The 19,582-nt window shown below is 39.4% G+C and carries 19 protein-coding genes and 1 tRNA gene; 9 read left to right on the top strand and 11 right to left on the bottom strand.

Features of this window, described 5'->3' with window-relative positions; all coding sequences use genetic code 11:
- Nucleotides 1–88: 88 nt before the first annotated feature.
- Nucleotides 89–1,435, top strand: a complete 1,347-nt coding sequence (locus tag BM176_RS04325) for a DNA/RNA non-specific endonuclease (protein ID WP_090099897.1) — start codon at nucleotides 89–91, stop codon at nucleotides 1,433–1,435.
- A 38-nt stretch (nucleotides 1,436–1,473) separates the two neighbouring features.
- On the opposite strand, the gene BM176_RS04320 is transcribed toward BM176_RS04325, so the two are convergent.
- The 3 genes from BM176_RS04320 to BM176_RS04305 form a co-directional block, all read right to left on the bottom strand.
- The gene (locus BM176_RS04320) at nucleotides 1,474–2,190 is read right to left on the bottom strand and encodes a T9SS type B sorting domain-containing protein (protein WP_090099895.1); all 717 of its coding nucleotides are present in this window, start codon (nucleotides 2,188–2,190) and stop codon (nucleotides 1,474–1,476) included.
- Between the two features lie 529 nt (nucleotides 2,191–2,719).
- A complete protein-coding gene (locus BM176_RS04310) occupies nucleotides 2,720–3,160 on the bottom strand; it encodes a carboxymuconolactone decarboxylase family protein (RefSeq protein WP_090099891.1) in 441 nt (146 codons plus the stop codon).
- A 257-nt stretch (nucleotides 3,161–3,417) separates the two neighbouring features.
- Entirely contained in the window at nucleotides 3,418–4,596 is a 1,179-nt protein-coding gene (locus BM176_RS04305) for a T9SS type A sorting domain-containing protein (RefSeq protein ID WP_090099889.1), read from the bottom strand.
- A 245-nt stretch (nucleotides 4,597–4,841) separates the two neighbouring features.
- On the opposite strand from BM176_RS04305, the gene BM176_RS04300 reads away from it, so the two are divergent.
- On the top strand, nucleotides 4,842–5,504 hold the full coding sequence (locus BM176_RS04300) for a DUF4844 domain-containing protein (protein ID WP_090099887.1): 663 nt from the start codon (nucleotides 4,842–4,844) through the stop codon (nucleotides 5,502–5,504).
- Between the two features lie 53 nt (nucleotides 5,505–5,557).
- Nucleotides 5,558–5,629: transfer RNA gene (locus BM176_RS04295), tRNA-Met, on the top strand.
- A 138-nt stretch (nucleotides 5,630–5,767) separates the two neighbouring features.
- Here the strand turns inward: BM176_RS04295 and BM176_RS04290 are convergent.
- Entirely contained in the window at nucleotides 5,768–6,319 is a 552-nt protein-coding gene (locus BM176_RS04290; protein ID WP_143097702.1) for a hypothetical protein, read from the bottom strand.
- Between the two features lie 1,336 nt (nucleotides 6,320–7,655).
- Between BM176_RS04290 and BM176_RS04280 the strand changes: the two genes are divergently transcribed.
- Nucleotides 7,656–8,471: a Fic family protein gene (locus BM176_RS04280; protein ID WP_255373433.1), complete on the top strand. Its 816-nt coding sequence runs from the start codon at nucleotides 7,656–7,658 to the stop codon at nucleotides 8,469–8,471.
- Nucleotides 8,472–8,553: 82 nt separating this feature from the next.
- Here BM176_RS04280 and BM176_RS04275 read toward each other — a convergent pair whose 3' ends face one another.
- Genes BM176_RS04275 through BM176_RS04265 form a run of 3 tightly spaced genes read right to left on the bottom strand, consistent with a single transcriptional unit; the run spans nucleotide 8,554 to nucleotide 11,008 of the window.
- Nucleotides 8,554–9,585, bottom strand: a complete 1,032-nt coding sequence (locus BM176_RS04275; protein ID WP_218162143.1) for a zinc-dependent alcohol dehydrogenase family protein — start codon at nucleotides 9,583–9,585, stop codon at nucleotides 8,554–8,556.
- Nucleotides 9,586–9,618: 33 nt separating this feature from the next.
- Nucleotides 9,619–9,930, bottom strand: a complete 312-nt coding sequence (locus BM176_RS04270) for an EthD family reductase (protein WP_090101627.1) — start codon at nucleotides 9,928–9,930, stop codon at nucleotides 9,619–9,621.
- Between the two features lie 52 nt (nucleotides 9,931–9,982).
- Complete coding sequence (locus BM176_RS04265) at nucleotides 9,983–11,008, bottom strand: NAD-dependent epimerase/dehydratase family protein (RefSeq protein WP_090099881.1); 1,026 nt, start codon at nucleotides 11,006–11,008, stop codon at nucleotides 9,983–9,985.
- 173 nt (nucleotides 11,009–11,181) lie between these two features.
- Between BM176_RS04265 and BM176_RS04260 the strand changes: the two genes are divergently transcribed.
- Entirely contained in the window at nucleotides 11,182–12,597 is a 1,416-nt protein-coding gene (locus BM176_RS04260) for an aminotransferase-like domain-containing protein (RefSeq protein WP_090099879.1), read from the top strand.
- Nucleotides 12,598–12,942: 345 nt separating this feature from the next.
- Here the strand turns inward: BM176_RS04260 and BM176_RS04255 are convergent, their stop codons facing one another.
- Entirely contained in the window at nucleotides 12,943–13,512 is a 570-nt protein-coding gene (locus BM176_RS04255) for a hypothetical protein (protein ID WP_143097701.1), read from the bottom strand.
- 859 nt (nucleotides 13,513–14,371) lie between these two features.
- Here BM176_RS04255 and BM176_RS04250 point away from each other — a divergent pair.
- Genes BM176_RS04250 through BM176_RS04240 form a run of 3 tightly spaced genes read left to right on the top strand, consistent with a single transcriptional unit; the run spans nucleotide 14,372 to nucleotide 15,575 of the window.
- Nucleotides 14,372–14,689: a hypothetical protein gene (locus BM176_RS04250; RefSeq protein ID WP_090099875.1), complete on the top strand. Its 318-nt coding sequence runs from the start codon at nucleotides 14,372–14,374 to the stop codon at nucleotides 14,687–14,689.
- A complete protein-coding gene (locus tag BM176_RS04245) occupies nucleotides 14,686–15,114 on the top strand; it encodes a helix-turn-helix domain-containing protein (protein ID WP_090099873.1) in 429 nt (142 codons plus the stop codon). The genes BM176_RS04250 and BM176_RS04245 overlap by 4 nt, the downstream gene beginning before the upstream one ends.
- The gene (locus BM176_RS04240) at nucleotides 15,111–15,575 is read left to right on the top strand and encodes a hypothetical protein (RefSeq protein ID WP_090099871.1); all 465 of its coding nucleotides are present in this window, start codon (nucleotides 15,111–15,113) and stop codon (nucleotides 15,573–15,575) included. Before BM176_RS04245 ends, BM176_RS04240 begins: the two co-directional genes overlap by 4 nt.
- 74 nt (nucleotides 15,576–15,649) lie before the next feature.
- Here the strand turns inward: BM176_RS04240 and BM176_RS04235 are convergent, their stop codons facing one another.
- On the bottom strand, nucleotides 15,650–16,342 hold the full coding sequence (locus BM176_RS04235; RefSeq protein ID WP_090099869.1) for a glutamine amidotransferase-related protein: 693 nt from the start codon (nucleotides 16,340–16,342) through the stop codon (nucleotides 15,650–15,652).
- Between the two features lies 1 nt (nucleotide 16,343).
- Nucleotides 16,344–17,081 (bottom strand): phosphodiester glycosidase family protein, encoded by a 738-nt coding sequence (locus tag BM176_RS04230; RefSeq protein WP_090099867.1) that lies wholly within the window; start codon nucleotides 17,079–17,081, stop codon nucleotides 16,344–16,346.
- Nucleotides 17,082–17,198: 117 nt separating this feature from the next.
- Between BM176_RS04230 and BM176_RS04225 the strand changes: the two genes are divergently transcribed.
- A complete protein-coding gene (locus BM176_RS04225; RefSeq protein WP_090099865.1) occupies nucleotides 17,199–17,678 on the top strand; it encodes a DinB family protein in 480 nt (159 codons plus the stop codon).
- Here the strand turns inward: BM176_RS04225 and glgP are convergent.
- Nucleotides 17,675–19,330: an alpha-glucan family phosphorylase gene (gene glgP, locus BM176_RS04220; protein ID WP_090099864.1), complete on the bottom strand. Its 1,656-nt coding sequence runs from the start codon at nucleotides 19,328–19,330 to the stop codon at nucleotides 17,675–17,677. The genes BM176_RS04225 and glgP overlap by 4 nt on opposite strands.
- Between the last annotated feature and the right edge of the window lie 252 nt (nucleotides 19,331–19,582).

The following is a 19,582-nucleotide window of genomic DNA, read 5'->3' as shown; positions in this document are numbered from 1 at the left end:
GCCAATTTTAAGTTTATAATAATTCTCGTTTTCTGACTGCGTACTGCAGGTATACTTCATACATTAGGAGCTCATAAAACCCATTTATATGAGAGCCACTAAAAAAATCCTGTTTGTGCTGTGTGCAGCAGCCATTTTCGCATCATGTAAAAAAGATGCAATAACACCTTCCGCAAATTCTGTCGATCAAACACCCCGGAAAGCTACAACAGAATTAACCACTACATTATCAGAAACTTTTGAATCCGGTACAAAAACCGCTTATGCTACCGGAAACGTTACACTCAGCAGCGGTAGCTGGAGCCTGAATGACGCCCTGATCGGCAATTTATCTACCGATCTTAAAAACGGTACACAGTCCTTACGTATCAGGAACACAGGTATTGTAAACATGAACTTTGATGCGACTGGAGGTGCTACAACTATCACCATTTCGCATGGTATTTTCGGGAGTGACGGTAGCAGTACCTGGCAACTGTGGATCTCTACCAACAGTGGATCTTCCTACACCCAGGTGGGCAGTACCATTACTTCTACCACCTCTCTTCAAACTGCTACTTTTACAGCTTCTGTAACCGGCAGTTATCGTTTATCTATCCGTAAAATCAGTGGTGGTACCAACCGTATCAACATTGATGATATTACTGTTACAACAGGCACCGGCGGCGGCGGCGGTGGTACTACCGGCGACAACAGCAATCTGTTAATGGGGAATCCAAGTAATGCTTCAACTTCTGTTGTTTTTAACACCAACTACCTGATGGACAAAACTTACTATACCTCTTCTTACAACAGCGTGCGGGGTACGCCTAACTGGGTAAGCTGGCACATTAATTCCTCAGATATTGGCAGTACTGACCGGCAGGACGATTTCCGTGCGGATGTAACTCTGCCCGGTAGCTGGTACCAGGTGGGCAGCACTTCTTATTCAGGCTCTGGTTTCGACAGAGGGCATAATTGCCCTTCGGGAGACCGTACTTCTTCTGTTGCGGCCAATAGTGCTACCTTCCTGATGGACAATATGATTCCGCAGGCTCCGCAGAATAATCAGCAAACCTGGAATAATATGGAGCAGTATGTGAGAACTCTTGTATCTGCCGGTAATGAAGTATATGTTGTAATGGGTAGTTATGGCACAGGTGGTACAGGGTCTAATGGATCTGCCAATACCATAGACGGTGGTCATGTAACCGTTCCTTCAAATATCTGGAAAGTGGTGGTAGTGATTCCTAACGGAAATGGAGATCTGGCCCGTATTACTACTTCTACCCGTGTGATAGCGGTGAATACTCCTAATATTAATACAACAAACAGTGATTGGAAAACTTACCGCACTTCTGTAGATGCTATCGAATCTGCAAGCGGTTATGATATCTTATCTGCATTGCCAACGAATGTGCAGGCTGTTGTAGAGGCTACAATTGATAATCAGTAATTTATAAAGTACCGGCGATGCTGCATGGGTCGCCGGTGCTATCTTACCAGTGTTACAGAACCTTGTTGTTTCATTGGTTGTTTTCTGTTGTCCAGATAAGTTACTGCCCATAAATAACTTGCGGGTAATGATTGAACACTTCCTACTGAACCATTCCATCCTTTTAAGGGATCCTTACTTTCAAATACCTGGTGGCCCCAGCGATCATATACCTGCATATGAAATTCGCTGATATCGTCCTGAATCTTTACCCGGAAAATGTCGTTAAGTCCATCGCCGTTAGGGCTAAATGCAGAAGGTACAAATATGTGGCAATAGCGCCATTCTTTTTGTACCGTAATAATCCCTTCTATAAATTCGCCTTTACTATCTGTAACGCGACAGGTATATTTATTAGCATCCAGGTTTTTAATAATACTGTCTGACTGAACCACATATCCGGGGATGCTATAACTATAGGGTGGGGTTCCTCCTGATACAGAAAAAATGATCTGTCCGTCTTTCGACTCGCTGCACCTGATATTTACTGAAGTGAGGTTTACCAGTATGAGAGGAATAGTATCTTCCGGGGCCTGGACCGGAGGCTGGGAGACATCAGTGTGTCCAATATCCTGAGCACCACTAACCTGATTGATTACCATTAAAGATGCGGTAATCACTAAAAGAAAATAGTTCTTAGCATTAGGTAGATCAATAATCTTACACGTAGTGCGATTGAAAAAATTCAATAACACCTGGCTGGTCTTTCTCTTCATAGGGATAATGGGTTCTTCCTGGATATTCAGTTTTTGCCTGCTGCGTTCCCTGCTGCAAGCAAAACCAGGCAAATATAAAACTCTTAAACAATTGTTATTATTATTTAATATTAAAAATAATTATATAGATAATGATTGGATTGATAATAATTCACCAAAAGAAGTTGAAAAATCATCAATCTCGCAAAGAATTGAATGGATTGGACCCGGCAGACAGTAATTTAGGCCGAACCCTTAATCAGAGACCCTTGTCATGGATAATTTGTTAACAATCAATGTTGGCGGGCAAACCCCATGCATTTTCAATCTTTTGTAAGAACAAAACCTATACAATAGCTAAAGCTGTGCTTTTTCTTCACTGCTCTATGTTTATGCAACGGGCTAGCTGGTTATCAACAAATTAGGGTCATTTATTCAACAAACAGATGCCGGGGGAGTGAATGAGGATTATCTGGGGATGGCTTCCTTTTATTGAAAGTTTACAATAAAAAAGCTGGCCCGGGGTTTTTAAACTCCAGGCCAGAATAATTTATTCCTGTGGAGGCATTAACTGAGTAGTAATACCTATCCTGTTCCATGAATTGATAGCAACAATAGCCATGATTACCAGTGCCAGGTATTTCTCGCCCAGCAGTTCCAATGCCTTTTTATATGTAGCATCAGATACGTGATGCTGAATAAGGGTCACTTCTTCTGTGAGTGCCAGTATAGCACGTTCTTCTTCAGTAAAGAAAGAAGTTTCACGCCATGCATTCAAAGCATAAATCCGTTGTTCTTTTTCTCCGGCTTTGCGTGCCTCTTTAGTATGCATATCTATACAAAAAGCGCAGCCATTGATCTGAGATGCCCTTATCTTGATAAGATCTTTATGAGTGCTACTTAATTCACTTTTTGATAAAAAAGATTCCAGAGGGAATAACGCTTTATAACCATCAGGCGCTACTTCATTGATTTTAATTCTTGTGCTCATATGATTAAGTTTTTATCAAAGTTCTATTGAAGTGCCGGAAAAAATCTTAATCATGATTAAGAAATAGAAGCAGATGTGTTTTTATCAGATGCTTTCTGTATGTCGCAATTTAATAATCAATTGAAGCTATATATACTATCTGTTTATAAACAGGAAGAGCCTGTATTTCACATAGAATACAGGCTCTTCCTTAATGGAGAAAGGTAGTTGTTTAAGCAATTCTCACAACCTTTATTTTTATGGGAAGCCCATTCTTTTTATTGTTTCAAAATTACCTTCGTATAAGTCTTTCCGTTATGAGAAATCTTTACTACATATGAACCTGCCGGTAGCGTTTTTGTATCCAGTAAGCTCCGGTGGATGCCGGGTTTCAGGCTGGTATTAAGTACTCTCGCAACTCTTTTATCCTGCATGTCAAATACTTCTACAATAGTATTACCTGCTTTTTTTACCTGCAGATCAATGTTGGTGGTCTGCTGAAAAGGGTTAGGGAAAATGTTGACAGATATTGCAGCCGTAGCATCGGTTTTATCATTTACAGATGCAATCTCTGGAGTAGTCAATGCAGCAGTGCTGCCGCAGGTAGCGCTGCCTTCAGCAATGCAGAAGTCAGCAAAACGTACCTGTTCATCGCGCATACCTGTTACCAGCTTACGGTAAATTCCCCATTTTGGTCTGCAGAAAGTGGTACCACTTCTCCACATATCGATGTTATTGTTCGTATACGATAATAGGGTAGTGCCGTCACTTACTTTTTTGATGGTTACCTGGTAAGTACCAGTGGAACTGAATTTGATCTTTTCTACTACCTCTACCCAGGCACCCTTAAACGGAGCCAGAGGAGTGCTGGCTTTTTCTCCACTACCAGGTAAGCCTTCGCCTGGAGTATAGATAACCTGCAGTTTTTGCGGACTACCGGCACGTGGTGTAAGGGTGATCAGAGGTGCGCCATCATCGCCATCGCCGGCCTTAATCTGGTGCAGGTGACAAAATCCGGTAGTGGGTATGAAGCCCGCATCTATTTTAAATTTCCAACGATAGGTAACAGTTTCTCCATAGGCGGCTTTTACATTTGCAGGAGATGATCCAAATGTTTTAATCTCATTTCGCTGACGATCTGTATTGGATCCGCAGCGGTCATTATCCGGGGTTGTGTGGATATGAAAAATGAAAACATTTTTATTCAGATCTGCATCAAACACTTCTGTGATGTGACGTCCAAAAGAAGTGTGTCCGCAGTCCGGCACTTCGCCTGTTGTACCACTACCCAGTACACTTTCAATTAGTTCGTAGGTACTGCCCGGACCATTGGCTGAAAGGGTTACCTGGGCATGGCTATGAAAAAATAACAGGAGAGAAGCCAGTAATAGTGAGGCCGACTTACATGAGAAGATTCTGTGCCTCTGCAGAAGAGGCACGATGAGGTGAAATTTCATAAGTGAAAATTTAATTTTGAGGGTTTTAGTTCAGAATTTATGGTTTTATGCAATCGATTGCCAAGTAGTATTAAGTTAACACTTTTATAGGGGATAAACAACAATTTATAAGTACTTATTTAAAAATAGAAAGAGTTATCATATAGAAGCAGGTTTATGATATTTTTCTTAAGGAAGAAATGAAATCAGCCATTTTTTATAGATATTAAAAATATTGATACCTATATGCTATATTCACTCATCAGATGGAAAAGTTAAACACTATCAATAAACTTTTAGCACTTAAACGGAAGGATAAATTTTCTGCAGAGGAATGGGAACGAAGAGGAGTGAATCCTTCATCTTCTGAACTTTGTGAGCAACTGACTTTGCTGTTTAATGATGCACTTGATGCTTTAATAAAGGCTGTTGAGAACAATGCTTCCGGCAGGCAGTTAAAGTCAATTCTTTCTCAGCATTTATCAGGATTCAGCAAATCAGATTATGATACTGAAGAAAGAGAGTTTATTACCGATCTCTTTTATAAACTCGCTTCCATTTTAAATATAGAATTCAAACACCAGCTAAACAACTGGTTGTATGGAATTGTATTAGGTACACTGATCAGAATTAGTTCCTTATTCAGAAAGGCCAGGGTAGTAGTGGAAACACTATCTCAGGAATGCAGTAACTGCAAAATTCAACTCGATACTTTTATTCTTGAAAGAGGAGATGATATCCCTGATCTCTGTTGGGATATTATTCAATGTGATAGTTGTAATGAATACAATTTACTTAATAAAGGTCCGCATATCCGTGAGTTGAGATTTGGAAATTACAGGTGGATAGAACAATTGAGTAAAGATGAATTCTCTGAAGAACAGGCGCTGGTGCGGCTTGAGCAGATAAAATATTTCAGAAAAAAATAAATTCTATTTTAATCTTGCTTTGTTAAATCTTTCCCATACTTTTGCACCCACATTGCGAGGTAGAGCAGAGGTAGCTCGTCGGGCTCATAACCCGAAGGTCAGAGGTTCGAATCCCCTCCTCGCTACGAAATTGGACAAGGCATCCGCTAGCTAGCAGATGCCTTATTTATTTTTATCACTTTCTGAAATGCTGTTCAGTTGTAGGATTCGCATAACCCTTCGTTTACTTTGTCAGTCCCTTAAATTAAAGTGGCTGCTACCTGTCAATCCCAGGACAGTTCAAATGTAATATCAGCTGTCATTTTAACGATGCGCTCAGGATCGCTCGGGCGGGTAACGCCTGGAATAGTTAGAATGGTCTGAGATAAGCGCTCCATTTCCTGCAGGTGATCAGGCTCATTACCATACCATTTTTGGCGAAAGGCAAACCAATGTTCATTTGTATGCTTTCCCATGACTTCACCAAAAGCAATACTCAATAATCCGAGAAACGCACGCAGGTTGGGCGCTACAATTTGAGCGTGATCACCAGGGTCAATACACACAATAGGGGATTCTTCGTTTTCAAGGTCTGGTGCAGTAAGAAAGCCAAAATGAACCAGATCTCCACCCGTAAAAGCAAAAGCCTTCACGTTTTTTGGCGTGCCGCTGCCACCAAAACAAGTATTATAACCATCATATTTTGCATCAAGCCAAGGAAGTATAAACCAAAGTTTGGCAAACGCATGAGACGGTAAGGCTGAGGACGTTTCGTAAGCTCTTTTTGCCAATTCAACAAGTGTTGGACCTGGAGTAAATCCGAGACGCTTCTCCATTTCTTTTATTGTTAGCATAATTTGCTCTTTGTTGATTAAATTAGGTGATGATCCGCTTTTGTCAATACGATTGTTGCTTGCATAGGCCCATCTGCTTATTGATTTAATTTATAAAAGTCCCGGTCGCTGACGGGCTTGATCAAGCTCATCTTCGATATTTATATTCTTACTTAAGACTTCATTGTTATAAGATGAACGGCAAATGTCAAACTTGTATTCAACACTTGTATAAAACGCACTACTACAAATGATATACATGTATTAATATCAATACATTCAACCCTTACAGATCATCTACGGCTTGGTTTTTTAAAATGAATTTAAATGCGTATTTAATTGATTTTCATCATGTGTTGAAAAAAATAAATAAATTACTTTTCTTACAATTTCGGAATCCAATTCCGAAATTGTAAATACCCCATCATGATTATTCGAACAGCTACGAAAGAGGTAAAGCTGGTAGCCACTCAATTTCGAAATCTGTCCGCTCGCCCCGAACGAAAAATTAAAATAGTTCCAAATATTGGGGATCAAGGGATCAAGGGATCAAGTCGAATAGTTCCGGGAAGACCGTCTTTTGTATGGATTCCTTTTGTGGTGCTGTGTTTGGAGTCGTTGACATAATAATAGTTAACGGGATTACTGGGGATCAGGTAGAACCATATTATTCCTCTTTACGGTTAGGAGATTTTGAACTACTCGAATTTTTCGAGTAGTTGAATCTTCCTGTAATTCACCACTTTTATAAATTTCTTTAAGATGGTAAGTGATTGTATGGCTTTCAACTGCAAATAGTTCTCCCATTTTCTTTTTGCGTAAGCCAGAATGTCCCATCGTTAAAAACAACTTCAATTTTTATATCCCCCTGGGGGCTGCTGTAAAATATTATATCTGATGATTCTGATGTAGGCATAATTTAATGTAACGTGAAACTATTATTTTCCACCCCAACAATTTAGCAATCTCTTGAATTTGAACCAAATCTATTATGAAGTAGTTTGAAACCTGTCTAATCAATCTGACCGAAAAATAAAAAAGGAGAGCAATTGCCTCCTTTTTTATTTTATATTCTCCCGCAGCATTTAGTCATTCATTCCCAAAGTAAAAAATCTTTTAGTTTTCTTTTTGCCGGATAAATGTAAATATTTACATTTGATAGTATCACATGATACTATCAATGTAGCCAGAAATGAATCCACCATACCAGATTACCAATCGAATACTTCAGTTAATTGTCTCCATTTCCGAGAAAATAGGGGAGATTAATGCCACACATTTACAAAAAGCTCCCGCTACGTTACGTAAAACAAACAGGATTAAAACAATACAATCTTCTTTGGAAATAGAAGGTAACACACTGACTGAAGAACAGGTGACGGCCATTATAAACAACAAGAGGGTGCTGGCTCCTCAAAAAGATATCCTTGAGGTGAAAAATGCAATAGCTCTTTATGATGCTATCAATGAATTTAAACCCAATAGCCAAACATCATTTTTAAAAGCGCATAAAATACTTATGCAGGGGCTTATTGCGGCACCTGGAAAGATACGCAGTACGGCCGTTGGAATTGTAAAAGGTTCAAAGATTACCCATATTGCACCACCGGGACAGATGGTAAAACCATTACTGAATGAATTATTTGCTTATTTAAAGAATAATGAGGACTTGCTTTTGATTAAAAGTTGTGTTTTCCATTACGAAATTGAGTTTATTCATCCATTTGTAGATGGAAATGGGAGAATGGGACGTTTTTGGCAAACCATTATTCTCAAAGATCATTATCCGGTCTTTGAGTTCCTGCCAATTGAAACGGTGGTAAAAAAAAGACAGAAAGACTATTATAAAGCATTCAATATCTCGGATAAATCCGGAAGTTCCACCTTTTTTATCGAATTCATTCTGTCTGTTATAGAACAGGCATTGGAAGAATTAAACTTGAACCAGCTTATTCCTATAAAAGGAAAAGATCGAATGGCGCAGTTTCAGATCTTAATAAAAGATGCTTCTTTTACCAGAAAAAATTACCTTGCGAATTTTAAAAACATATCAGGTGCTACTGCAAGCCGAGATCTGAAAGAAGCTATCGAAGCAGGTATTCTGGGGAAAACAGGTGATAAGAACACAGCTGTTTATAGATTTAAAAAGTCTTAAAAATTTAAACAGCTGCCTTGTTCAATAATAATCCGATTGGTACAAATGCAAATGATCACATTGTTATCCGGGATCGTCTGCCTTATGAAATTTTTATTACAATCTTACCAAACGCCCCCTTTGCCAAATGCTTATATGCATCAATAGCTTGTTCAAATGAATATACCTTTTCAATAACTGGTTTGATATTATATTTATCGAAAGCTTTATTCATCTCTTCAAATGCTTTACGGTGACCTACCGCAATACCCTGAACTTTGGTTTGTTTAAATATAACACTCATCAAATCCAGGTTTGTAGTTTGACCAGCCATAAATCCGATTACTGCAACCTGACCGGCAACCTTTGTGGCTTGTACAGAATCATTTAAGCCCTCACCTCCTACAACTTCCAGCAACTGATCGGCTCCTTTACCATTGGTTAATCTTTGCACTTCCTTTGCCCAGTCAGGCGTCTTAACATAATTGATAATTTCATCAGCTCCCAGTACTCTTGCTTTTTCTCCTTTTTCATCACTGCTGGTAGTTAAAATCACCCTCGCTCCCAATGCATGAGCAATTTGTAATCCAAAAATGGAGACTCCCCCGGTGCCTTGCAGAACGACTGTTTCACCAGCTTTAAGATTACCATATGTCACGAGTGAAAACCATGAAGTGAGCGCAGCAATGGGTAAAGTCGAGGCTTCTTCATCTGTTAATGTTGAAGGAGTTAAAACAGCAGACTCTTCTTCCAGGATCATGTATTCCGCCAATCCACCGGGTAATGGCATACCCACGCAGAAATCCGGTTCATTTGGAGCAGGTGTGCCTTCTATCCAGTGTGAATAAAGATGAGATATTACCCGATCACCGATCTTAAAACGGGTTACATCTGAACCGATGCCAACCACTGTACCTGCAGCATCTGATACCGGGATTAACGGTTTCGGAACCATCTCCGGTTCATAAATTCCATCAACAATGGCTTTATCCCTGAAATTCAGTGATACTGCTCCAACTTTTATCAAAATTTCATTTGGTTTTGGAGTCGGTATTTCAACGGTATCTAATGATAGGTTCTCTAAACCAAAGGCGTGTAATTGCCAGGCTTTCATTTTTGTTGTTTTATTCGCCATGTCTAATTTGATTTCTTACAGTTTGTAATCTAACTATCGTAACACTTCACTAATCTGAAATACGGGTTCTATGTCAGTATAATTAGGTACATCACTCATGATCTCTGCAAAGTGTGGTACTAACGAACTTTGAAATGCATCTATATTATCAAAATACAAGTGCGCTACTATCAGATAGAATGGCTTTGAACCAGGCTCCCCTCCTGAAAATCCCTTATCTACTGCAACCTGCTTCAATGCATCTCCGGTTAATCTTTTAATCATAGGGAGGTGGCTGTTCAAATAATAATCCAGGTTGAATTTTTTACCTTCAAGGTTTTTGTAATAGGCAATTAACTTAATCATATTTTTTTTAATTGTTGAATCATTCATTTTTTAAAATCTTTATGGTACGAAATTATTTATGCATGGAAAGCATCCGCAACATCAGCGTTGTATCCCACTCCACATCTGCTAACATTTTTTGAGTGCCTCCATTTTTTGGTCGCCATCCGAGTTGGACCCCGTTTGAACATTTCATCCGGACATTACTTCCCCAGAACCATCCCGATTGCAAACCAGTTGTGGCAACGGGCGTCGCAAGTAGTTGTTTTGCATGCAGCACCTGTGCAATACGGTGAGCAACAGCGGACCATGTAAAATATTCATTGGCAGGATAATAAAATCCCTGCAAGCCTTCTGGAGCAGCATCTTTCAAAGCGGCGTCGAGTATCAAAAGATACAATTCAGCCAGGTCAACTACATGAACATTGGTCCATTGGTTCTCACCTTTGCCCACATACATCGCCCTGCGTTGCATAAGTGAGTGATAAACGAGCCGGGGAACCTGGATGGACATACGTTGTTCGGCGAAGTGGCCAAGCCCCTGACCAAATACAGTTGGGGGAACTACAAGGTAAGTTTTCACCAGCCCTGTTTTGGCAGCAGCGAAAATTTCAAGGTCAACAAATCGATGAGGTGCATGCATTGGAATAGAAGTATGGGCCTCAAAATCAGTGTCATCCCATATGGTTGCTGTTGGATCATCCTCAGGAGCTACCCCAATTCCTTTTGAATTATCCGATAGTACGCCTGCCCCTGAAGTATGGATAAGAATGGGCCGCTTGCCAGTTTCTTTCGAGTGCTTTGTGAGTCCTTGTATGATGGCTATAGCACTTTCCCGATGATCACAGTTTGCTGTATTAAAAACGATATCAGCTTTGGCAGATTCCCTTCTTATAATTTCAAGATCATCCAAAGTCCCAATAACGGGCTCAATGCCTAACTGCCGCATTCTTTGCGCATCGTCGCGCCGGCGAACCAGTGCCGAAATAGTGAACCTGTTTAAATAGTCGCGCATCAACATGAGCTGAAGAAAGGTGCCGCCAATATATCCGGTTCCGCCTGTAATAAAAATTACGGGTTTGGTTGTTATTTTATTCATATCTTCTTTATTCCAATCATTATTTTTTTTCGACTGTACAGCAATACCTGCTTTTCCACAAAATTGACATTATTTATAAAAAGAAAACAGATGCAGATTTTGTGAAAAAAATGAGATCAGTTTTCTATATCCGGAATCACGACTTACCTTTATTCGTATAAACAGCGGTAATAATGACGGGGAAAACTTTTCGATATGAAGCAGTGGCTTTTAAGATAGAGGAAAGCATTAAAAACCTCCATTTACAGCCGGGGGAAAAGATCGCATCAGTACGGAAGGTTAGCACAGAACTTCGTGTTAGCCTGAATACTGTTTTCCAGGCCTTTGCTATATTAGAAGCCAAAGGTTTGATATATGCCAAACCGAAGGCTGGCTATTTCGTTAATGTGCCGCCCGGAAAATTAAGCATATCACAACAAAAGCACAGTTTGGCACTTCCTGCTACGGTTGACATTACTGCAATGGCAACTGCGATGATGAAAAATGCAAAGGAAAACGGTATTGTCAATTTTTCCATCCTGGCACCCGTTAATGAGCATCTGCCGATCACCAAATTGAATAAGCTTGTAACCATGTCTTTGTATGAAGCAAGGAATGATAATTATCAATATCCGCTGGTAGATGGACATTCGGGATTGCTGAAACAGATCGCTTTAAAAACATTTGAATGGCCCCACAGCATAGATCAGCAAAAAATACTTGTTACCAATGGATGCATGGAGGCTGTTAATCTTTGTCTCGACGCTATTACAAAACCAGGTGATATCGTTGCTGTAGAATCTCCCACTTACCATGGCATACTACAAAGTCTTGAACAAAGAGGTCTACGGGCATTGGAGATCGGTGTCAATCCGCAAACAGGTCTGTGCCTGGATGATCTTAAAGAAGGACTGAAAAAAAATAAAGTAACAGCCTGTGTTTTTATGCCCTCCTGCCACAATCCGACCGGTTGTGCCATGCCGGAAGCAAACAAGATGGAGTTGGTTCATCTGTTGGGAAAGCGGAATATTCCTCTTATTGAAGATGATGCATTAGGAGAACTGAGTTATCAAAACGGTAGCCTGCCCGCAAAAGCTTATGATCAGTTCGACAATGTGCTTTATTGTTCCTCTTTTTCAAAAACGCTGGCACCCGGTTTTCGTGTGGGTTGGGTATCGGCAGGAAAATACCATACGGCTATAGAGAAGTTGAAATATGGTTCAAATATGTCAACCAACGGCGTTTTGCAGGACGCCATTGGAAAGTACCTGGAAAGTGGTCAGTATGATAAACATATCCGTAAAATGCGGCTAACCCTTCAGGCGCAGATGCTCAGGTATATAAGTACTATCTCTGCCAGTTTTCCTAATGGTACAAAGATATCCGTTCCGAAGGGAGGGCTAAGTATCTGGGTTGAACTTCCTCCGGAAACAGATGCCTTTGCTTTGCAGAAAGCAGCGCTGAGAAAAGGCATTGGTATTTGCCCGGGGCACATCTTTTCTACTTCTGATTTCTTTCATCATTACATAAGGATTAATTATAGTCCACTTTGGAACAATTCAATAGAAAAAGCAATTAAGGTGCTTGCAAAGGTGCTGCGAGCGCTTTGACACTTCATTATTACCGGAGGACCGGGCACGGCCGGTCTTTTAAATCTGACCATAAAAAATCCGCATATTAGCTATACCTTGAGTCAGATTCAATTATAGCGAAGATGCTTTATTATGAAAAATATTATGCAGGTTAAGCCCTCAATCATATATAATTGTATTGTCAATCTTCAATTAATAAGTTCGATAACTGTCCAGCTGGCCCTACGAAATTGGACAAGGCATCCGCTAGCTAGCAGATGCCTTATTTATTTTTATCACTTTCTGAAATGCTGTTCAGTTGTAGGATTCGCATAACCCTTCGTTTACTTTGTCAGTCCCTTAAATTAAAGTGGCCGCTACTTGTCAATCCCAGAACAGTTCAAATGTAATATCAGCTGTCATTTTAACGATGCGCTCAGGATCGCTCGGGCGGGTAACGTCTGGAATAGTTAAAATGATCTGAGATAAGCGCTCCATTTCCTGCAGGTGATCAGGCTCATTACCATACCATTTTTGGCGAAAGGCAAACCAATGTTCATTTGTATGCCTTCCCATGACTTCGCCAAAAGCAATACTCAATAATCCGAGAAACGCACGCAGATTGGGCGCTACAATTTGAGCGCAATCACCAGGGTCAATGCACACAATAGGAGATTCTTCGTTTTCAAGGTCAGGTGCAGTAAGAAAGCCAAAATGAACCAGATCTCCACCCGTAAAAGCAAAAGCCTTCACGTTTTTTGGCGTGCCGCTGCCACCAAAACAAGTATCATAACCATCATATTTTGCTTCAAGCCAAGGGAGTATAAACCAAAGTTTGGCAAACGCATGAGACGGTAAGACTGAGGCCGTTTCATAAGCTCTTTTTGCCAATTCAACAAGTGTTGGTCCTGGAGTAAATCCGAGACGCTCCTCCATTTCTTTTATTGTTAGCATAATTTGCTCTTTGTTGATTAGATAGGTGATGATCCGCTTTTGTCAATACGATTGTTGCTTGCATAGGCCCATCTGCTTATTGATTTAATTTATAAAAGTCCCGGTCGCTGACGGGCTTGATCAAACTCATCTTCAATATTTATATTCTTACTTAAGACTTCATTGTTATAAGATGAACGGCAAATGTCAAACTTGTATTCAACACTTGTATAAAATGCACTACTACAAATGATATACATGTATAAATATCAATACATTCAACCCTTACAGATCATCTACGGCCTGGCTTTTCCCAATGAATTTTCATTCGTATTTGATGGATTTTCACTAATTCTCTGATTAAAAGAAGAAACAACAAGACTGTTGTTGCGAGTTATGTTGGATTGAAGTATTTTCCAAAGCCCAAAAGAATCAACATATAGTGGATACCCTCATCTAAAAATGGAATAGCAAAATCAACATCCTCTTGTTTAAAAGGATGTTGTGAAAATCATTTAGCCCTGGTCGAATAATTGTCATATAGCAATAAGAGAACTAATGCTAATAGTTGGTTATTAGTTAATTATAAAATCGGTGTCGCAAATACGCAGATTGTCAACACTTTCCCTCAAAGAAAAAAATTATGAGCTTCGCATTTATTTTTTCTGCAAACAATATGATAGTATCTTTTTTCTTAACCTAGAAGTTAAGTAATTTTGAGAGTTCTATTTCAGTTAATAGAGGATTTATCCAATGGAAAGGTTTCATTTTATACTGTCAAATTAGGAAATTCTGAATTGACAGAATTTGAGTTATTTGATGAAAAGGATTTCTCCAGGCATGAAAAGAACTTGAATTATTATACTTAGCTATTGATGAAATGTTCCATAGAGGAGCGAAAAAATACTATTTCAATAATGAAGGACCGGCAGAATATATGCCAGTGGTATCTGCAAGTATCAAACAGGAAAATAACGAAGATTTCGGAATAAGGCTTTATTGTATTTGGCTTTCTCCATCTGTGGTAATATTAATGAATGGAGGGATAAAGACTAAACTTAAGCCAGAAGATTGTCCCAATGTAAGTGTACATTTTAACCGGGCTTTAAAGATCGCCCGTTTGATTTATAAAGAGATAGAAATACAAGGTTTGAACTTAAACAATTTAGAGTTAGAAGACCTAGAATTAGATTTATGAAATTGGAGAAATTTAAAAAAATTGTAAAAGAAGCTTCCCTCGAATCTCGTGAAGAGATCAGGCTTGCTCTTGACATTCAGGACCGTTTACATGAGTTACTGGAACTCAAATTTGATGGCAAACAAAAGCGCCTTGCTGAAAAGATGGGAGTAAGTGAAGCGATTGTCTCAAAATGGTTTTCTGGAGTTCAGAATTTTACTATATCCACAATTGCCAAACTATCTATTGCATTTGAGGCAGATATTATTGGAGTAATAACTAATTCTGATTGTCACATAAATTATGAAAAGGTAACTGTGGCACGTCATAAAGAGGTTAAACATATTGAGGTGAATGAACAAGGCCAAATGGCAGAAGTTTTTGTATCCGTTAAGATCGATAATCCCAAAGGAAAAAAAGGATTACAAACTGAAATTGGAGCATGAGCGACAGAATATTCAATATAGAAAATGTATCGTTGGATGATATAAAAATCAACAAAGCATCACTAGAGAATAGAATGATTTCTAATATTCATGTGGATATTAAATCATTGGAAATTAGTTATGGCTTTGAAGGTGCGATAAACACAGACCACAAGCTAGTCAAGGTGACTTTTTGGTGTAATATTGAATCCTCAAACAAAGAAGAAGGTGAATCAGTTCTTAATGGACACTACAATATTGATTTTTTATATAAGGTCCAGGATTTAGAAAATTGGACTCATAGGTCTGAAGGCGAAACCTTTATTCAAGCAGATGCTTTGGTGCCATTAGCTAATATAAGCTATTCTACGGCAAGAGGAATTATATATAATCGTTGCTTAGGAACACTGCTCGACAAATTTATTTTGCCAATTTTGCCCACACATGAATTGTATGATTTTTTTCCTGCCAATACCCCTTAAGCTTTTCTAGTATACGATTTCAACAGTAGGTCTTGCCAGTATTGACAATTAGTACACATTTTAATTCTACATCATTATTCCTCCAGATCAATGAACCTGTCAAGGAATGTTAACATCAGCTCGTTAATAGATGAGTAATTCTGCGCCAGTAATTCCTGTTGCGTTTGTGTGTATTTTGATGGGGCAAAGTCTTCAGGGCAGGCAGTTATCATCTTTCTGATACCATCAGCATCAATTTCCAGGTGACATTGAAAACCATATACATTCTTTTTATAGCGCACTATTTGCCGCGGACAACCAGGACTGTATGCCAGTACAACTGCCTCTGCAGTAAGTCCGGGCATATCATTATGCCAGTGGATCACAGGAGAATTATCAGGAAAATCTTTTAATAACGGATCATTTATTCCTGCTGTTGTTAAGGTAACCGGGTAAACGCCCACTTCTTTTTCAGGACTTTGTGATGTTTTAGCACCTAGTGCTTCTCCGATAAGTTGTGCACCCAAACATAGTCCCAGCACTGGTTTATTCTCTTTTATGGCAGATCTTATCAGATCAGTTTCTAAAGCTAAGTAAGGAAATTCGTTGGTTTTAAGCGGGCTTTGCGGACCACCCATAACAATTAAGAAGTCGAAATCAGTTACATCAGATATAGGTTCTCCTTTATATGGTTTTTCTACCTTAAAATAATGATCGTTATTTGAAGCCCATGATGTGATAACACCAGGTGTTTCAAAATCAGCATGCGTAATGCATAATATGTTCATATCATTTCTTTTTCGGTATTGTAACGCCAATTATTACGCCAAAACTACCGTCTGTCTGCATCCATTCTTTTTCCGGCAAATATGTCCTTGAAACAAAGCCATCCAGATATAGTGCGTTTACACAACCCAGACTTTTAAAATATTCGGCAAAGTCGTAGAAGTTTGTTTCTCTGGTAGACATTGCAAACACTAGTTTATTGTCGGCCAGGATGCCAACACCATTACGTACGTTTACATTCGCAGAACCTTTTTTTAATGCAGGATGAATACTGCCATCAATCAGTAACATGGGACCGGATTGAGTTGCAAACTTAATATGCTTATTATTTGCAAAATTACTGGTTTGACAAATCACCGCCTTATTTTCATCCGTGATATAAAGAACACCATTGGGCTTCAGATAAAAGTTGCCATTGCCTGTTGTTGTGTCCAGTGGATTAAGGATTACATTCTGTTGAATAAAAAGCCCCACAGGTGAATTGTCTGGTTTGAACATTCCACCATTCGTCGCAAAAACAAGTTTTTGTTGTTTGTTATCAAGATAATTTTTAAGATGTTGAATGCTTCCTAAAATATGTCCGTTATCATCTTTCCAGTAAAAACGGAGATCTTGTATTTTGGGGTCAACAGTGTAGCTGATAATATCAGTCTCATTGGGATGCTTATGAGTAAATGCTATAGACACTACTGTCAATAAAGCAAATGCTGCAAATAATATGAATGAATAATATCGTTTCATAATGGGCGAATAATCTAATGTTTAATAAAAGGAATCTACAGGCATATTATAATTTAGTATAATTGTAGTCATTTGCATTCCTGCTAATAACCAAATTATAGAAAATAAATAAAGGCTATGACAAAAACTTTTCGACAAGGAGCTGTAGGCGCATTACTGGATGAGTATGAACGGGCTATCTCAGACTTAAAGAAAGTGATTGAAGATATTCCTGATAATGCCCTCACTATTATTGCAGACCCACAAACTGATAACGAAGATTGCAGATCTGTTCAGACAGTTCTGTCTCATGTGGTACATTCAGGGTATGGCTATGCCACCCGTATTCATAATCTGAGAGGGAATAACCTGGAGAGACCTGTTAAAACATTCCGACTCACTATCAGAGAATACCTGGATGATCTGACTAACGTTTTCTCATACACTGAAAATACCTTCAGCGGAATTACAGACAATGAACTGGAGCAATTCGATGATGCATTAAAGATGAGAGCATGGGGACAGGTATACGATATAGAACAAATGATGGAACATGCTATTGTGCATATTCTGCGCCACAGGAGACAAGTGGAGAAATTTAAATTGTTGATAATTTAATCTAAAGGACGGTACATAATCTCATAATACTCTTTCGCCATTCTTCCTGATTCAAAAGCGGGTACAACATCAGTCGCTGCTTTTTTAATAATGTCCAGCCATTTATGTTGATCCTTATAATACGTAGGAAGTACTATTTTCTCTATAAGGTCCATCAAATGATTATTCTCCTGTTTATCTTTTTCCTGAGATGAAAGGCGATCATCTGCAGGTTGAATCAGAAAACAGTTATCTCCGTTTCTGGCAAATTCCGGTACCCAGCCATCAGGAATGGAAAGGTTAATACTGCCATTCATGGCGGCCGCCATGCCACTTGTACCGGAGGCTTCTCTATACATCTGCGGGTTGTTCAGCCATACATCAGATCCTTTTTTCAGCAGCTCTGAAAGTCCGAGCTCATAACCTGTTAACACTGCACAGTTAGGGAACGGTTTTACTTTAGTCATGATCTGATTGAATAGTCCGATAGCTGCAAAATCTTCAGGATAAGGTTTCCCTGCCCAGATAATCTGGATAGGGTAGAGGGTATTACTTACAAGGCTTACGAACCGGTGCCAGTCCTGCATGACAAGGTCTGCACGTTTATAACCGGCAAATCGCCTGGCCCATACAACTGTCAGGATGTTTTCATCGAACAACTTCCCGCATTGATCTGCCACTACCTTAAACAATTGTTGTTTCAGTTCCTTTTTTCTGGATGAGATAATAGAATCATTGTTAGTTGTAATCGCGTTATCCAGCACGTCATCTTTCCACCAGATTTTATTCTGTGCATTGGTAATAGAAGTGATCTCACAAACACCGGGGTTATGATTCCACATTTGCCTGGCTACCGCTCCGTGGATTCGTGATACACCATTTGCTTTACGGGCGAATTTTAGTGCCGCCAGTGTATAGTTAAATTTATCGCCTTCCATCCCCAGGATATGTTTCACTTCATGTTCCTGCAGGTGATAGAAGAAAGACATGTTTTTTAATAGTCCATAGTCATGTTCTTCATTACCTGCCATTTCGGGCGTGTGTGTAGTGAAAACAACTCTCTTTTTAATTTCTTCCAGGCTTCTGAATTTAGCGTACAGATAGAAGTTAAGCGATACGGAATGCCCCTCATTCATGTGGTATACATCTGGCGTGATGGATAAGAGGTCCAGTAGTGTGGCACCGCCTGTGCCCAGTAAAATGCTTTGTGCAATACGGGTAGCTTCGTTGGGATCGTATAGGCGGTGGGTGATGGTACGGGCGAGAAAATCGTTCTCAGGAATATCTGTGCTCAGTAAAAAAAGAGGGGCAGAGTTGAAGGTTTCGGGGCGTAGCAGGAAGGCCTTCACATGTACGGGCGAATCGTGAATACTTATCTGGAAAATGATCCCTGTATCCTGTAGAAAGGAATAATCCTTTTCTATAAATATGGGCTTCATAGATGCGTTGAGATCTCTTCCCTGGTCGTAATAACCGAATTTCCACAGGATGCCGATGCCAACCATATTTTGCTTTAGTTCATAGGCGCTGTGAAAATGAGAGCCTGCAAGGAAGCCAAGGCCACCGCTGTATATTTTCAATGCCTGGTCTATGGCAAATTCCATAGAGAAGTAAGCTACAGAAGTATTGTACTGATTATCGGGTTCGTATCCGAGGATATCCTTTTTGTTCATTTTTGGGTTATTTTTTTCCTGTGTTCTTTACCTCTTGCTATCATAGAGAGGATTATTGATATACTCTGTTATACTGGTTACAAAGTAATACCATTATATCGATAGCGTCACATCATTCTGAAACAAAAATCATGTCAAAAGTAATTTAATAACGGGTATAAGCAGTGGTTTGGGGGGCTGATTAGCAGATATTTTACGGAATAGCTCCGGAATACTGCTCCTATTGAAGAATAACCGGAATAAGTGGCCATA

This window comes from Chitinophaga sp. CF118 (assembly GCF_900112615.1).
Taxonomy (GTDB): domain Bacteria; phylum Bacteroidota; class Bacteroidia; order Chitinophagales; family Chitinophagaceae; genus Chitinophaga.
Note: the sequence above shows the minus strand (reverse complement) of the source record. Positions and strands in the feature narration are given on the sequence as shown.

Coding starts and splice junctions, on each gene's coding strand:
- BM176_RS04325 (WP_090099897.1), top strand. CDS start 89: ATGAGAGCCACTAAAAAAATCCTGTTTGTGCTGTGTGCAGCAGCCATT.
- BM176_RS04320 (WP_090099895.1), bottom strand. CDS start 2,190: ATGAAGAGAAAGACCAGCCAGGTGTTATTGAATTTTTTCAATCGCACT.
- BM176_RS04310 (WP_090099891.1), bottom strand. CDS start 3,160: ATGAGCACAAGAATTAAAATCAATGAAGTAGCGCCTGATGGTTATAAA.
- BM176_RS04305 (WP_090099889.1), bottom strand. CDS start 4,596: ATGAAATTTCACCTCATCGTGCCTCTTCTGCAGAGGCACAGAATCTTC.
- BM176_RS04300 (WP_090099887.1), top strand. CDS start 4,842: ATGGAAAAGTTAAACACTATCAATAAACTTTTAGCACTTAAACGGAAG.
- BM176_RS04290 (WP_143097702.1), bottom strand. CDS start 6,319: ATGGAGAAGCGTCTCGGATTTACTCCAGGTCCAACACTTGTTGAATTG.
- BM176_RS04275 (WP_218162143.1), bottom strand. CDS start 9,585: ATGGCGAATAAAACAACAAAAATGAAAGCCTGGCAATTACACGCCTTT.
- BM176_RS04270 (WP_090101627.1), bottom strand. CDS start 9,930: ATGATTAAGTTAATTGCCTATTACAAAAACCTTGAAGGTAAAAAATTC.
- BM176_RS04265 (WP_090099881.1), bottom strand. CDS start 11,008: ATGAATAAAATAACAACCAAACCCGTAATTTTTATTACAGGCGGAACC.
- BM176_RS04260 (WP_090099879.1), top strand. CDS start 11,182: ATGACGGGGAAAACTTTTCGATATGAAGCAGTGGCTTTTAAGATAGAG.
- BM176_RS04255 (WP_143097701.1), bottom strand. CDS start 13,512: ATGCTAACAATAAAAGAAATGGAGGAGCGTCTCGGATTTACTCCAGGA.
- BM176_RS04250 (WP_090099875.1), top strand. CDS start 14,372: ATGTTCCATAGAGGAGCGAAAAAATACTATTTCAATAATGAAGGACCG.
- BM176_RS04245 (WP_090099873.1), top strand. CDS start 14,686: ATGAAATTGGAGAAATTTAAAAAAATTGTAAAAGAAGCTTCCCTCGAA.
- BM176_RS04240 (WP_090099871.1), top strand. CDS start 15,111: ATGAGCGACAGAATATTCAATATAGAAAATGTATCGTTGGATGATATA.
- BM176_RS04235 (WP_090099869.1), bottom strand. CDS start 16,342: ATGAACATATTATGCATTACGCATGCTGATTTTGAAACACCTGGTGTT.
- BM176_RS04230 (WP_090099867.1), bottom strand. CDS start 17,081: ATGAAACGATATTATTCATTCATATTATTTGCAGCATTTGCTTTATTG.
- BM176_RS04225 (WP_090099865.1), top strand. CDS start 17,199: ATGACAAAAACTTTTCGACAAGGAGCTGTAGGCGCATTACTGGATGAG.
- glgP (WP_090099864.1), bottom strand. CDS start 19,330: ATGAACAAAAAGGATATCCTCGGATACGAACCCGATAATCAGTACAAT.